This window comes from Sporosarcina sp. P37 (genome assembly GCF_002109365.1).
In the GTDB taxonomy this organism is placed as follows: Bacteria; Bacillota; Bacilli; order Bacillales_A; family Planococcaceae; genus Sporosarcina.
Genome location: NZ_CP015349.1, coordinates 2,228,359 through 2,242,932, shown reverse-complemented (window position 1 = coordinate 2,242,932; position 14,574 = coordinate 2,228,359). Strand labels below are relative to the sequence as shown.

Below are 14,574 nucleotides of genomic sequence, written 5' to 3'. Positions count from 1 at the left end.
ATTCATAGCCGCCCATATTACTCTTCCGTTACCTTATCTAGCCAGTCGCTTTCTTCAAACCAGCGATTTCTTGATTCCAGTTCTTCCGGGCTGTCAACGTAGCTGTATAAGAATGAATTCAACCATTGAATGGTTTCAAAATCATTTTTCTTCACTGCGATCCCCAAGTTTTCAGCGGACAGCAAGCCCTCAAGCTGATGAACTTTTCCTTCATGCTCCAGGCGCCATACTGCGATAGCAGGTTCGTCATAGACGACTGCATCTGCCTGCCCTGACCCCATTGTAGTTGCGGCCAATGGGAAATCTTCAAAATCTACTACTTCTGCATTTTTAAACTGGGACTTTGCCAGCAATGCACCTGTAGTTCCGATGCCTACAGCAATTTTATTGCCCTTTACGTCAAGCTCTTCCCAAGACTTAATGCCTTTGTTTTCAGCTGGCACCATGACCGCCTGGCCTGTTTTGTAATAAGGATTCGACATGCTCATTGACAGTGCGCGGTCTCCGCGAATCGTCATACCTGCGATGACCATATCGACTTCACCTATCTGCAGAGCCGGTCCTAAGCCGTCAAATGCAAATTGCTTAAATTCTACTTCTGTATTCAACGCTTCTCCTACTGCATTTGCCAGATCGATATCGTACCCGATAAATCCGCCTTCTGTGCTTTTCATTTCAAAAGGGAAATAACCCGGTGCAATTCCGACAACCAACTTTTTGTTGTCTTTAATATTCTTCAACGTAGATTTTTCTGTTGAACCTGCTCCCCCGCTGTCATTGCTGCAGCCTGCAATAACTAATGCCAAGATCAGCAGCAGTGCTGAAACCATCTTCTTCATACATTTCCCCTTCTTTCGCTCTGTTAGTAAAAATCTTCTAAATTAAAACAATTATAAGTTATCGCCAAGCGCCTGTCTACAAGTATATGAATATGATTACTTCTGCTTCAATATACGGCTGGCACTTGTAACTTTTAATATCTCTGTTATTTAATATACGTTATAATGAATAAATATACAATAGCTAATAGTTTTAATGCAGACAAGCAGGGGGTATTTATGTATAGAAAAGTTCTTTCGAAATAAAAAGCAGCGGTCCCTGAAGATTTCCTTCAAGAACTGCCGCTAATTGTATGGAGCATAGGGGGCTCGAACCCCTGACCTTTGCACTGCCAGCGCAACGCTCTCCCAGCTGAGCTAATGCCCCTTGGTTCTGGTACAATATAAAGTATAGCAACTGAACGGCAAAAAGACAATAGGCAAGAAAGGCGGTAAAGATCATGCAACATAAAGAGAACGAATTAACCGAGACTGTTCCGCTCTGTGACGCCAGAGGTTCTCTGAATCCAGAATCTATTGGATATGCGCGAAAACCTCTAGTAACAAGCAATCTAAAAGGCCGTTTCATGAAAAAGAAACGCTGGAATCATTGGTGCATTTACGGAGAAGACGTGATGTTGACTGCCGCGATTGTCCACCTTGACCATAAAGCAATTTGCCTGATTTACATACTGAACTACGAAACCCAGCGCTTCTATGAAAAACATGTAGCACTGCCTTTTTCAAGACGCGTCAAAATGCCCGAAGAGGCGCTCGGCAATATCAAATTTATACATGACGATTTAACCGTCCAGCTCGTTCATATGCAAGGTGAAACGCATCTATCTATCGTCATTCCCGATTTCGATAATGAACTGCTGCATGCTGACCTGCATATCATTCATCCGGAAAAAGATGAATCATTAAATGTGGTCATACCTAAAAACCGGGATGACTTTCACTTTACATCCAAACATACGATTTTACCGACGGGCGGATACGTGCGGATGGGCGATCGCCGATATGACTTTAATCCTTATTACAGCTTTGCAGTCTATGATTATGGACGGGGTATATGGAACAGCCAAACAAATTGGGATTGGGCGATGGCTTCACAACGGACAGGCGGCAAGCGGGTTGGTTTGAATTTCGGGGGCTCATGGACGGACGGCACCGGTTTGACGGAAAATGCGGTATTCATTGAAGGCGTGATGCATAAAATTCATGAAGACGTTCTGTTTAAGCGCGATAAGGAGGATCCGAAGAGTCCGTGGAAAATCATGACAAAGTTTTCGGATGACATTCAGTTAACGTTTAAACCCTTTTTCCAAAAATCCACACTCGATCATTATCTCGTGCGCAAAATGTCCGTGAATCAATCCGTCGGTTATTATCATGGAAAAATCCGTTTGCCTTCGGGACAAGTATTGCCAATCCGCCAATTGCTCGGTTCTATTTTGGAGCGGAAATATCACTAATATATTCTTACATCCATTCCATTTCCTCATTTGTAAGGCTAACTTGGTTTAGAGAGCCGCTTTTCAGGTGATAATATAAGTACCATATCTATAGAAAGGGTGGCTCTCATGTCATTTATGCGAATGATATCTATTGTAGGCTTTTCATCTATTTTAATTCTCGGCGGATGTTCTTCTAAGGATGAAGCACCGGATAATGATGATCCCGCACTAGGTTATGAAGATGAAGATAAAGGCAGTACAATGAACACGGGTGACGGTTACGGCTTCACGGACTTTGATTTGACAATCAAGAAAGATGATAAGAAGATCGAAACGGATTATGAAGACGTAAAGCCTTCCGATGCGGAGTATGTCAATGAGTTCCAAGAAGTGGATCTCGAAGGGAATGAAGCGATTGACGATATGCATAAAATGTTTATGGAAATTTTAATTGACAGCGAAACGACAGAAGAAGAAGCCATTGACAGGATCTTGCAGTGGTACGGACTTGATGACTATGATGAATTCAAGCTGGATGTAGAGTTTACCGACGACAAGTCTCTCCATATTGATAATAAGAAATAATACAGAAAAGCCATTTACTAGACTGACCTAGCGATATGAGACACATATAAAACACCATGATTAGGCTGCTTTGACACCATATTTTATCGGTGTCAGGTAGCCTAATTTTTCTTGGATACGTTCTTCATTATAATAATTTAAATAGGCAATTACTCGTTCAACTACAATATTATTGCGTAATGAATTAAATTTAACGTATTGAAATTCTTCAGATTTCAGACTCGAATGAAATGATTCAATCACCGCATTGTCCCAACAGTTTCCTCGACGTGACATGCTGCCGATCAGGTCGTTATCCTTGATATAGGCTTGATACGCGTATGACGTATACACACTCCCTTGATCCGAATGTATAATCACTCCTGTGGGGTGGTTTCTCGCAGCTAGTGCCGCCTTTAACGTGTCAATTACGAGTGGTGTCTGTTGATGGTCGTATAATTTGTAAGCAACAATTTCATTATTGTATAAATCCATAATGGTTGAAAGATATTTTGTCGTACTACCATACTGGATATAGGTGATGTCGGTTACCCACTTCTGATTCGGTTCACTAGCTGTGAAATTACGTTTAAGAAGATCTGGGGCAATTATGATACTTTCCCCTTGAGATTTCCACTTTCGTTTAGGCTTGATACGACACTGTAAGTTATGCTTTTGCATGAGGCGTTGAACCGTATTGCGATTCAATTCTATGTTGTATTCCTGCTTTAGAAATGCTTTGATTTTTCTATGTCCATTCCGATATTTAGTGCGTTTACACAATTCTATAATAGCCTCCTCTTCCACTGAAAGAGACTTATCCGTTTCCTCCAGACGCCACCTATAGTAGGTAGCTCGTGGTACTCCTAATGCGGATAAAATGGCTGTTATTGTATACTTCTTTTTTAGTTTTTCCACAATCTGAAGAACTATTTCTTTCTCAATCTCCTTTCGATCTCCATGTACTTTTTTAGAATCTCATTCTCCATTTTTAAATGAGACATCTGTCGTTCTTTCTTGTCCGCTTCACTCGAAAGTTCTGGCCCATGACCGAAGGTATATTGTTTACCTATCGGTTGATCAAAACGATATATTTCATTTGCACGATACCATCTCATCCAGGTTTCAATCTGGGATTTATTTTTGACTCCGTGCTTCTCCATAATTTCTTTAGTTGTTAATTCCCCACTCAATTTATCTTTGACAACTGCCCATTTTACTTCGCTTGAATATACGTTTTTGCCCACGCAAAAACACCTCCGTTGTAAGTACTTTTTACAAGTGTACCACTTCGAAGGTGTTTTATATTGTCTCAAAAATTTAGGTTAGCCCATACCCGAAGTGCGGATAAATGGCTTTTTTCTGCGGATTTACAAATTTCATTCATCATGATGCAGCATGCCATAAAATACACCTTTTTGTTTCAGCAGCTGATCATGGCTGCCGGATTCGATGAGCTCCCCGTCTGCCAGTACATATATTTTGTCCGCCTGTCTGATTGTGTTCAGGCGGTGAGCGATGACGAAGCTCGTTCTGCCCGCCATGAGACGCTCCAGTGCTTCCTGAATAGCAAGTTCGGTTACCGTATCAATGCTGCTCGTTGCTTCGTCCAGCAGCAGCAGGGCAGGATCAGCGACCAGCGCCCGCGCAATGGACAGCAGTTGTTTTTGGCCTTGCGAAATTTGTTCACCGCCCGCTGTAAGGACAGTATCATAAGCTTCCGGCAGTTTGCTGATGAAAGTGTGAGCATTGGCTTTCTTTGCCGCTTCTATCACTTCCTCATCTGTTGCATCGAGTCTGCCGTAGCGGATGTTTTCGCGCACAGTAGCTTCAAACAGAAACGGATCCTGCAGAACAAATGCCATCTGGCTGCGGACAGTTTGACGCGGCAAATCATTGATTGGGATGCCGTCAAGCAAAATCTGTCCGCTGTCGGCATCATAGAAACGTGACAGCAGTTGCATCACGGTCGTCTTCCCTGCTCCTGTCGCACCGACGAAGGCTGCGGTTTCTCCAGGTTTTACATGGAAGCTGAGTCCTCTAATGACGGCTTCTTCTCCATAGCCGAATGTCACGTCTTTAAACTTCACGTCGCCTTGCAGCGTTTCCGTCAACTGTCCAGCTTCATCTTTTTCCACAGGCTCATCCATAATTGCAAAAACCCGCTCGGCACCTGCAATCGCAGACAGCACCGTATTAAATTGATTGGCAAGATCATTGAGCGGACGGGTGAATTGCCTTGCGTACTCACTGAAGATGACGATCGTCCCGACAGTTACGCCGCCGTATCCAGTCACCGCGAGCAATCCTCCGACACCTGCTACGATCGCAAATGACATATTGTTCAGCGTGTTCATGACTTTCGGTATGAACCCTGAGTATGTCTGCGCCCAGAAGCCCGCCGTGCGGAGAGATTCGCTTTTCTGCGCGAATTCGCTGATGACATTCTGTTCCTGCGAAAATGCTTTTACCACACGCTGACCCGAAACCGTTTCTTCAATCATGCCATTTAACTCGCCGAGCGCCCGCTGCTGCTCTTTGAATAAAACGCCTGTGCGTCTCGTGATCCAGCGCATCGCAAAGAACATCAGCGGCACAATAATCATCGTCAGAAGCGTTAATAGCGGACTGAGATACAGCATAATAGACAGCGTGCCGATCAATGTCAGCAGACTTGAAAACACTTGGATAAACGAGGAGTTCAGTGTCTGGCTGACATTCTCAATATCATTTGTCACCCGGCTCATCAGTTCACCGTGCTGCCGTTTATCGAAGAAACGGATAGGCAGCTTCTGCAAATGACCGAATAACTGTGTACGCAGGCGATAGACTGTCTGCTGCGCAATACCGACCATCCAGTAATTCTGTAAATAGGTGGAGACTGAAAACCCTGCATAGATGAGCAGCAGCAAACCGATCTGCACACCCAGCCCGTCCGTTTTCTTCGGAATGACAAAGTGATCGATAATAGTTCCGATCATAAAGGGACCGGCAAGCGCAAGAGCAGAACTGATGAAAACAAGCGCAAGTACAGTAATCAGTAAACCCCGCTGCTGGTCGATCAGCCGCCAGATTCTTGCGAGCACTGATTTCCAATTGCTTGCTTTCTGGATTTTTTTGCGCTGTACTTTGGTCAGGTCCTCTTTTCTAATAGCCGGTTCATAGCCGAATGGTTTTCGCATGATGCACTCTCCCCCTTCTGTTGTGATTCTGCAATTTCACGATAAAAAGAAGAGGATTCGAGCAGTTGTTCATGCGTGCCATGGCCGACAATTTGTCCGTCAGAAAGCAATAGTATTGCATCGGCAATTTGCGCAGTCTGAATCTTTTGCGTGACAATCAGCATCGTCGTATCTTCTTCCCGCAGCGCTTCCCAAAGTGCTGACTCTGTGTTGACATCAAGCGCGCTCGTGCTGTCATCCAAAATCAGCAAAGACGGCTTGCGGATCAATGCCCGTGCAATCGACAGGCGCTGCTTTTGTCCGCCCGATAAATTCACGCCGCGCTGACCGACACGCGTTTGATAACCTTCTGTAAACCGCATGACAGATGAGTGAATCTGCGCCTTTTTCGCCGCTTCTTCAATTTCATCCGAAGTGGCGTCAGGTTTGCCCCATGCCAGATTATCTGCGATGGATCCTGTAAAGAGCATCGATTGCTGCGGGACGTAACCGATCTGATTGCGCAATGTATGCAGCGGCCAGTCTTCAATTTCCCTGCCATCGACCCATACGCTCCCTTCTGTCGCGCGGAACATACGGGGAAGCAATTGCAGCATCGTCGATTTGCCTGAACCTGTGGCGCCCATAATGACTAATTTGTCACCAGCGGGCACTTCAAATGTCACATCACGCAGTACGTCTTCGGCAGTTCCCGGATAGCGAAACGACACATGGTCGAAACGGACTGACACTGCGCCAGGATGAATAGCAGTTTCTGCCTCTAGCCTTTCCAATTCATCATCCATGACCAGTAACTCTTCCATTCGTTCAGACGATGCTTTGGCACGCGAGAAGATGACAATTAAAAAAGAGAACATGGAAAACGCGCTCGTCATCCTTAATGTGTAGTTGACAATTGCGACCACATCGCCGACAGGCATATCGGAGTTCCGGACTTCCTTTGCTCCAAACCAGAGTACTGCCATGAAACTGACATTCATGATAAACAGCAGGACCGGCAATATTAATTCCATTAAACGCATCGCATGGACGCTGTCTTTCTTCAGCGCGGAAGCAGCTTTTGAAAATCGTTCCGTTTCAAAAACACCGCGCAAGTACGCTTTAATGAGACGAACTGCCTGCAAGTTTTCCTGGACGAGCCGATTGACTGCGTCCAAACGGCGCTGGACCAGCCCAAATAAGCGCACTCCTTTTCTCGCCATAACAATCAGGAATACCGCCAGAAACGGTGCTCCTATCAATAAAAACACTGCGAGCTTCGGACTGACAATGAATGCCATGATGAGACTTCCAAGCACCATAAGCGGCGCACGCGCCATAATGCGCAGTCCCATGAACAGCGCATTTTGTGTAAATGTCACGTCACTTGTCAGCCGTGTAATGAGGCTCGATGTCGGAAAGCGCAAAAATGCAGCCAATGAAAGCGTCTGAACACGCTGAAACAGAGCCTGACGCAAATCAAAGCCAAAGCTTTGCGCAGCATGAGCGGCAAAATACGAATTAACGACACCCGAAAAGAGCGCCACGAAGGCAAGCGCCATCATGACACTCCCCCAAATCAGCACAGTGTTCAAATCTTCTTTCATAATTCCGTCATCTATAATTCTGCCGATCAGCAACGGCTGGATTAATTCAACCGATAGTTCAAGTAACATCAATAAAATGGCAATGAGCATCGGCCATTTATAGGGCCATGCATAACGAAACACCGTCTTCAACTGGCTCACCCCGATCTGTCTGTCCATTCATTATGTCATATAGAAAGACAGCATGTACAGACGCAAGATCTATACTTCTTCGTGATCGTATTGTTGAATAGGCTCTGGCGGCGGGGCAGTTTCCTTTTTGCGGTTACCGCCAATTGACAGCCAGACAACCCCCAGAAGCATAATGGCCGCACCGCTAATTTGCCAAATTCCCATGGCCTGGCCGAGCCAAAAGACGGAAACAATCATTGCCGTGAGCGGTTCAAAGCTCGACAGCACACTTGTTTCAACAGGCGATATGAACGTCATACTTTGCAGGAACAAAATAAAAGCAAGTGTTCCCATAATGATAACGAGCAACAGCATACCCATTGCAGGACCGTTCAGCAAGACACCCAGATTCATGAAAAACATCGGCAGATTGATGATAAACAGCGCAACCCCGCCAATGAACATGCCCCAGCCAACCACCAGCAAAACACCCCATTCCGCCATTAGGACGACGGGATACAGCGTATAAAACGTGAAGGCGAATCCGACAATAACCCCCCACACAATCGCGGACGTGTTTAATGAAATACTGGAAAATGACCCATCAGTCAATAATAAAATTAAGCCAAACAGCGCAACTGCCATGCCGATGACCTGACTGCCCGGCGGAAAGGATTTCTGCAGGATGGACAATAGAATAATGATATAAACCGGCGCCACGAACTGGAATAATGTTGCGACCACCGCATCACTATGTGCAATCGTCTGGACGAATCCAAACTGTACGCCGAGCATTCCGATGATACCGAACAGCACCATTTTACGAAGCCACAACTTCTGACGCATCGGACGTCCAATTTGTACCCCCCTCCCTTTCAGCAATAACAGCACAGCCGCGCCTGCAATCGTCAAACGCAAGATTAACATCATAGAAACTGACATCTCACTATGATCCAAAATCCACTCCATCATAGGTCCTGTAGCACCCCACAACATAGAACCTATGATAATCATCATAATTCCTTTCAGTCGCAACATTAGCCATCACCCCTATCAAAATACTTCTCATTTTAACTTTATAGTATAAAGTTCACATATAAGATATAGACACAACTGGAAATTCATTTATAATAGTTATATAGTAGAATCGGAAAGGAGTACCTCTATGAATACTATTAGCTTGCCTGAAGCGAATAAACATCATGCGTTAGTCGATAGTCTGGATAAATACCAATTAGTTACACATACAGATGGCGAAGGACTAATAACCTATGCCAATCAAAATTACCTAAATGTCAGCGGCTGGACCCCGAAACGGATTATCGGTAAATCCTTCTGGCAAATGTTTTCGGACCATCCCGAGAATCAGGTGATCGCCAATTCGATTTGGGACCGTTTGCTGACCGGCAAAGCATGGTCTGGGAAAATAGAAAAAATGACCCGTGGAGGCGAACCATTCTTTGTCAATACGCTGGCCGTTCCTAACGTGTCAAGCACCGGCGAACTGCAATCCGTCTTCTTCCTGGAGTTGGATATCACCGAAGATATCCGATTGCAGGAAAAATTGGGCGACATTGCGTTTATCGATGTGGAAACCGGTCTGATGAGCCGCCATAAATTAGAGCAAGTAGTCAATGAATCCATCGCAGCCGGAACGCATTTTTCATTCGTTTATTTGACAATCGATCATTACTTCACTATGAAAGAGCTGCAATCCCAGGAATGCGAGACGCAGCTGATCCAAGAATTCACCAATCGGCTGAAACGTTACTTCCAGGACAGCCCTATCGCGCGCATCGATACGAACAGTTTTGTTGTTCTGACAGCTTTCGGTGATTGGTATATTCAAGGTTTCTATGATTTTCTGAAACAGCAGCCGATCTACCTCAGCCGTAATGCGCAGACGCTGTCGATCAGCGGAGGAATTGTGCGTTTCCCTGAAGATCAGCAGACGTATATGCAGCTGTATACAGTGGCAATGACTGCAGCGAAAGACGTGATCAGTCAAGGGGGCGGACGAATTGCATCACTATCTGCGCAGTCACATAAAATTTTGAACCGCCGTCTGGAAATCGACCGGAAGATGCTGACGGCACTCGACCGCAATTCATTGCACGTCGCCTACCAGCCTCAATTCGATGTAGCAAGTGATCAGATTACGTGCTATGAAGCGCTTGTACGCTGGGAAGATGATGAGCTTGGTGTCATCAGCCCCGATGAATTGATTCCGATTGCGGAAGAAAATGGCCTCATTGAAGAAATCGGCGCCTATGTGGCGGAAGAAGCGATGATCTTCGCGACAAAATGGCATGTTGCCGGTAATGATATGAGTATTTCCATCAACTCTTCCATTCGTGAATCGCTGAACCCCCAGTGGAAAGACCGGCTGATCTCCATCTTACATGACACAGGATGCCCGGCGGATAAGGTATATCTGGAGTTCACAGAGAAATTTGCACTGAAAGCCGAAGAAGAACAATCCGTACTGGCACAAATGTCAGAACTTCAAAGTCTCGGGCTGCAGTTTACACTTGATGATTTCGGCTCTGGTTATGCTTCACTGCGCTACTTGCAGCATCTCCCTATTTCCAGCGTCAAATTTGACCGTGTCTTCATTGATGCATTGCTGAGCAATCCAAAGACGCAAATGCTGATCGAGGGATTAATTCAGCTTTCCAAGAAATTAAACTTGTATACGATTGCAGAAGGCGTCGTCAATGAACAGCAGTTTGAATTGCTGAAAGAAATGGGCATCGACGCCATGCAGGGCCACTTCATTGGAATACCGCTTCCTGCCGAGCAAATCGAAATCAAGTAAATCACTCTACACAAGTCAGATGGAGCTCCTTTCATGCAGAAAGGGCTCCATTTTTTATGTTGCATGTTCAATTGTGGCGGTTCATCGTGCATTTGATTACAGCTTACTGTACGGGGAGTGAAAAAACAACCTTTTACGATTGCTGCGGGGGCGGTTTTGGGCGGTTAGACTGGGTGATTGAGCGCTTGGCGTGGCGGTATGAGCGCACGGACCGCGTCTTTGAGCGCTTGGCGTGGCGGTATGAGCGCGCAAGCTGTGGCTTTGAGCGCTTGAGCCGGAGTTTGAGCGCGCAGGCCGTGGCTTTGAGCGCTTGCCAAATTTATTGAGCGCCCGCTCTGCCGCGCGGGCGCTGCGAACTTATTTCGCCAGTGTATCCAGTGGGGCAAAGCCGTCCAATGCATAGCTCCTTATTTCATTCACAGACACCGTGTAGACGGTATCTCCGCTATACAGCAGACGCTGGATTTCTTTTTCCCAGTCCATATAGTCATTCGTCATGCGCTCTGTCAGATCCGCCGCTTTGATAATGCCGCGCTCTGCTGTAATTTCATAAATCATAGCACCTGAACTTTGCAGATTCAGGATATCATCGTTTTTTGCTTGCTGATACACCGCGATCGGAAAGCCGAATAAATGACGCGACGGATGGATGAACAGTGCGTGATGGTCGTGCTGTACTGATGAATACGTCCCCGTTCCCCCAATAATCTCAGCGGCTTTTTCTTTCGGGTTGGTAAAATCGGTTACATCGAACAAGGAGACTTTCATCCCGCGCGTCTGAATAATCGGTGCTCCGCCCTGAGGATTTTTCTTAGCGACTGTTTCATAGCCGAAGCCGATCAGATGTCCTTCGTCAATCGGATGTAAGTAGTTGCTGAAGCCCGGAATCTTCAGTTCACCGAGCACCTGTGGATTGTGCGGATCCGCAACGTCCATCACAAACAGCGGATCGGTCTCGCGAAATGTCACCATATAAGCCTTGTCTCCGATGAACCGCGCGGAATAGATGCGTTCGTTAACAGCAAGGTCTTCGACTGACCCCACTTGTCTCATGTTCTCATCGAGAATGAATAAATGGTTTTTTGCTTTATTTTGTTCATCCCATAAATTGCCTTCCGTTGTGACTGTTCGGAAATAGCCGTCGTGTTCATCCATGGAAAATTGATTCAGAATCGAACCTTTCAGCTGCGCGGCGTTCAGAAAATGTACTTGCGTTCCGGCAAGGCCGAATTTGAAAACTTCACTGTTGCCCTGCTGCTGGTCCTGATAAAGTGTGGATGTTAAATAGATATGATCCGCCGACATATAAAGCTGTTCTCCGCTGCCGAGATATGCTTTTGTTTCCGTTCCGGCTGATTCACCTGATTCCAGATCAAGTGTTGTGATGACTGAATATGACGGTTCCATCGCGCCCGGCAAAATCGAAACCTTATCCAAATTGATCGGCTGCACTGACTGGTTTGCTGCAGAATCATACACTTTCGGCAGTAACTGATCACCCTTAGGCACCTGGTCAGTGAACCAATAAAACGGCCGGTTATTCGTGATCATATAGAGATATTGACCGATTTTCCGTGTACCGATGACATAGCCTTCAGCGCCGGTTTCCCGAATCAGTCTCGGGTTCGTGCGGTCCGTGACATCGTAGACCCGAATGACCGACAGCTCCTGCATCGGCATAATTTTGTCCTCTGTTGTATTCACATCCATATTTGATGCAGTCCCATCCAAATTCTTACCGCCGATCACCGCGACTTTGTTCTGATCCACATACAATTCTCTTGCCGTAAATCCATCGGGAAAATCAACGGTGCCTGCATGAACCATTCCGTGTGGATTACGGATATCAGTGATAATCAAGCTGCTTCCGTTTAACACATCATAGAGATAGCCGCCGTCTGTTTTGACAGTATCCGCCTCGTCAACACCTGCCACTTGCTGATTGGTTTGAGAATGATCGGCACCCCCGCCTGAGCTGGATGCTTTGTCTTCTGAAGACGACTCCACCGCGATACTTTCATCGCGGCCATTTGGTTCCACGCGCTCAAAGAATTTTTCAATTTCTTTTATAGATGTGACTGGCCGCACCGATTCCAGCACAGCAAAGGAAAGCACTTTTTCCTCCACGCGTTTCCACGTGCCAAAAACGTTGGAAGGTATGTGCAGCTCGTAGTTCCCCGGCTTCAATTCCCCTATTTGCAATGAAGTTTTATTGCTGCCATAGGAAAGCTGTGCAGGTATTTTCTTGCGATTTTCAGTCACGTAAAACATTGAGGCTTCCGCATTCTTTTTCACCGGCTGTGAGAAATAAACGGTCAGCGGCTGATTCGCAAGCACTGACTTCGTCGACGTGACACCGACTTTGGGCCAGAACAGTACGCTCAGCAATACGATAGCTGCAGCTGTTCCAATTGCGCCGCACACAATAATCCATTTGCCTCTATTCATCGTTTTCCTCTCCTCTGCTTTGCTTTATATCAAAGTAGACTGGAAAATTTTAATTACGTTACATCGAACGAAAAGTTACTGCAATTTCACTCAACTTTCTCATTGTCTGTCACCATCTGCATTACGTACCGAATGTCTCGTGCGGAAGCAACTCTCACAGTTCATTCAGCTAACCTTTTAGTTCAAGTCTGATGTGAACGGCATCGATTGTTTGCTTTTAGAAGAAGCCCTCGTTTTATTTGTGTGCTTTATCGATAAAAAAAGAAGAGCAGTTGATTCCCGCTCTCCTTGAGTGTAATTATGCAGTAACGATAGATAATTTCCCGAGCTGTTCGATCGCCTGCTCAATCAATTCAACTTTCTGTACAAGCGCAATGCGGACATATCCCTGCCCGGCGGCACCAAAAATACTTCCAGGCACCATGACAACGCCTGCTTGTTTGATTGCTTCAAAGACGAATTCTTTGTCGTCAATATCGTAAGGATATTTTGCCCAGACGAACATGCCGCCCTCAGAAGGGGTAGTTTCCCAGCCCAGAGTTGCGAGTCCGTTCATTAACGCGCGGTGACGCTTTGAAAACTCTTCGCGCAGTCGGTCGGTGATTTCTTCGCCGTGATCAAGCGCGACAGCCGCCGCTTCCTGGATCGGGCCGAATGTGCCGTAGTCGAGATTTGATTTCAATTCACGAAGCACTTTCAGCATATTAGCGTTGCCGACGAAGTACGCAATGCGCGCGCCTGCCAGACTGAAACTTTTCGACAGCGAATTGATTTCCATGCCGACTTCCATAGCACCCGGCGTCGTTAAGAAACTCGCCGGACGGTCCCCAGTGAAATAATACTCCGAATACGCCGCGTCATGAAGCACGATAATACCGCGTTTTTTCGCGAATGCAACGACTTCTTTGAAAAATGCTTCACTCGGCATGGCGGGCACTGGATTGCCCGGCAAGTTAAGGATTAACAGTTTCGTCTTTTTTAGGACGTCTTCCGGCACGTTATTCAGATCCGGCAAGAACCCGTTTTCGGCAAGCAGCGGCATGTAGTACGGCACAGCACCTGCCAGTTTGATCCCTGCATCATACGCAACGTAGGCAGGATCAGTTGTCAGGACATAGTCCCCTTCATCGCAAAAAGCAAACGGCAAATGCACGAGTCCTTCTTGGGAACCCATCGTCTGCAGGACTTCCGTGTCTGGATCAATGACGACACCTGTACGTCGTTTATAATAATTTGCGACAGCTTCATGGAACCGCTTCGTCCCCCCAAGTGTATAGCCGTAAGATGAAGCCAAAGCACTTTGCTCAGACAGCACCTGCCGAACGCGCTCGTCAGGCGGAAGATCCGGACTGCCGAGACTTAAATCGACGACCGCAGCGCCTGCAGCTCGTTTTTCCGCTGCAGCTGCTTTCAGATCACCGAAGATCGCGGGTGAGAAGATGGACATTTTTTTGGAAGGTTGAAAATTCATGAAGACACGCTCCTTAGCTGTTATAGAATAGTTAATAACTTTAGTATATCACGCAAACTGCCAATCCGAAAAAAGTTTCTGCAAACAATTCGTATGTTTGTTCAAAGACTATCCGG

The 14,574-nt window shown here is 46.1% G+C and carries 11 protein-coding genes and 1 tRNA gene; 4 read left to right on the top strand and 8 right to left on the bottom strand.

Annotation, left to right across the window (positions count from 1 at the left end; genetic code table 11):
* Positions 1-17: 17 nt before the first annotated feature.
* Positions 18-839 carry a transporter substrate-binding domain-containing protein gene (locus SporoP37_RS11480; RefSeq protein ID WP_081243774.1) on the bottom strand — a complete coding sequence of 274 codons (822 nt, stop codon included), beginning with the start codon at positions 837-839 and terminating at the stop codon, positions 18-20.
* Positions 840-1,133: 294 nt separating this feature from the next.
* A tRNA-Ala gene (locus SporoP37_RS11475) sits at positions 1,134-1,206 on the bottom strand.
* A 73-nt stretch (positions 1,207-1,279) separates the two neighbouring features.
* Here SporoP37_RS11475 and SporoP37_RS11470 point away from each other — a divergent pair.
* Both SporoP37_RS11470 and SporoP37_RS11465 read left to right on the top strand, forming a co-directional pair.
* Positions 1,280-2,296 (top strand): DUF2804 domain-containing protein, encoded by a 1,017-nt coding sequence (locus tag SporoP37_RS11470; protein WP_081243773.1) that lies wholly within the window; start codon positions 1,280-1,282, stop codon positions 2,294-2,296.
* A 123-nt stretch (positions 2,297-2,419) separates the two neighbouring features.
* The gene (locus tag SporoP37_RS11465; RefSeq protein WP_158233662.1) at positions 2,420-2,863 is read left to right on the top strand and encodes a YusW family protein; all 444 of its coding nucleotides are present in this window, start codon (positions 2,420-2,422) and stop codon (positions 2,861-2,863) included.
* Positions 2,864-2,923: 60 nt separating this feature from the next.
* Here the strand turns inward: SporoP37_RS11465 and SporoP37_RS11460 are convergent.
* The 4 genes from SporoP37_RS11460 to SporoP37_RS11445 form a co-directional block, all read right to left on the bottom strand.
* A protein-coding gene (locus SporoP37_RS11460; RefSeq protein WP_099662801.1) for an IS3 family transposase occupies positions 2,924-4,089 on the bottom strand; the annotation gives its coding sequence in 2 pieces (ribosomal slippage) (positions 2,924-3,813 and positions 3,813-4,089; 1,167 coding nt in all).
* A gap of 132 nt (positions 4,090-4,221) precedes the next feature.
* Positions 4,222-6,024, bottom strand: a complete 1,803-nt coding sequence (locus SporoP37_RS11455; protein WP_085431001.1) for an ABC transporter ATP-binding protein — start codon at positions 6,022-6,024, stop codon at positions 4,222-4,224.
* Positions 5,976-7,742 carry an ABC transporter ATP-binding protein gene (locus SporoP37_RS11450; protein WP_085431783.1) on the bottom strand — a complete coding sequence of 589 codons (1,767 nt, stop codon included), beginning with the start codon at positions 7,740-7,742 and terminating at the stop codon, positions 5,976-5,978. Before SporoP37_RS11450 ends, SporoP37_RS11455 begins: the two co-directional genes overlap by 49 nt.
* Before the next feature lie 69 nt (positions 7,743-7,811).
* Positions 7,812-8,759, bottom strand: coding sequence for a DMT family transporter (locus tag SporoP37_RS11445; RefSeq protein WP_085431000.1), 948 nt, complete (start codon positions 8,757-8,759; stop codon positions 7,812-7,814).
* Between the two features lie 127 nt (positions 8,760-8,886).
* On the opposite strand from SporoP37_RS11445, the gene SporoP37_RS11440 reads away from it, so the two are divergent.
* Both SporoP37_RS11440 and SporoP37_RS17010 read left to right on the top strand, forming a co-directional pair.
* A complete protein-coding gene (locus tag SporoP37_RS11440) occupies positions 8,887-10,539 on the top strand; it encodes a sensor domain-containing protein (RefSeq protein ID WP_085430999.1) in 1,653 nt (550 codons plus the stop codon).
* A gap of 56 nt (positions 10,540-10,595) precedes the next feature.
* Positions 10,596-10,865, top strand: coding sequence for a hypothetical protein (locus SporoP37_RS17010; RefSeq protein ID WP_143565487.1), 270 nt, complete (start codon positions 10,596-10,598; stop codon positions 10,863-10,865).
* A gap of 31 nt (positions 10,866-10,896) precedes the next feature.
* On the opposite strand, the gene SporoP37_RS11435 is transcribed toward SporoP37_RS17010, so the two are convergent.
* Both SporoP37_RS11435 and SporoP37_RS11430 read right to left on the bottom strand, forming a co-directional pair.
* On the bottom strand, positions 10,897-12,987 hold the full coding sequence (locus SporoP37_RS11435; RefSeq protein WP_085430998.1) for a beta-propeller domain-containing protein: 2,091 nt from the start codon (positions 12,985-12,987) through the stop codon (positions 10,897-10,899).
* 298 nt (positions 12,988-13,285) lie between these two features.
* Positions 13,286-14,458, bottom strand: a complete 1,173-nt coding sequence (locus SporoP37_RS11430; protein WP_085430997.1) for an aminotransferase class I/II-fold pyridoxal phosphate-dependent enzyme — start codon at positions 14,456-14,458, stop codon at positions 13,286-13,288.
* Positions 14,459-14,574: the final 116 nt, after the last annotated feature.

Excerpts from the sequence above, each read along its gene's own strand:
- SporoP37_RS11440 (WP_085430999.1), top strand. The coding sequence starts at position 8,887 with ATGAATACTATTAGCTTGCCTGAAGCGAATAAACATCATGCGTTAGTC.
- SporoP37_RS11455 (WP_085431001.1), bottom strand. The coding sequence starts at position 6,024 with ATGCGAAAACCATTCGGCTATGAACCGGCTATTAGAAAAGAGGACCTG.
- SporoP37_RS11465 (WP_158233662.1), top strand. The coding sequence starts at position 2,420 with ATGATATCTATTGTAGGCTTTTCATCTATTTTAATTCTCGGCGGATGT.
- SporoP37_RS11480 (WP_081243774.1), bottom strand. The coding sequence starts at position 839 with ATGAAGAAGATGGTTTCAGCACTGCTGCTGATCTTGGCATTAGTTATT.
- SporoP37_RS11430 (WP_085430997.1), bottom strand. The coding sequence starts at position 14,458 with ATGAATTTTCAACCTTCCAAAAAAATGTCCATCTTCTCACCCGCGATC.
- SporoP37_RS17010 (WP_143565487.1), top strand. The coding sequence starts at position 10,596 with ATGTTGCATGTTCAATTGTGGCGGTTCATCGTGCATTTGATTACAGCT.
- SporoP37_RS11470 (WP_081243773.1), top strand. The coding sequence starts at position 1,280 with ATGCAACATAAAGAGAACGAATTAACCGAGACTGTTCCGCTCTGTGAC.
- SporoP37_RS11435 (WP_085430998.1), bottom strand. The coding sequence starts at position 12,987 with ATGAATAGAGGCAAATGGATTATTGTGTGCGGCGCAATTGGAACAGCT.
- SporoP37_RS11445 (WP_085431000.1), bottom strand. The coding sequence starts at position 8,759 with ATGTTGCGACTGAAAGGAATTATGATGATTATCATAGGTTCTATGTTG.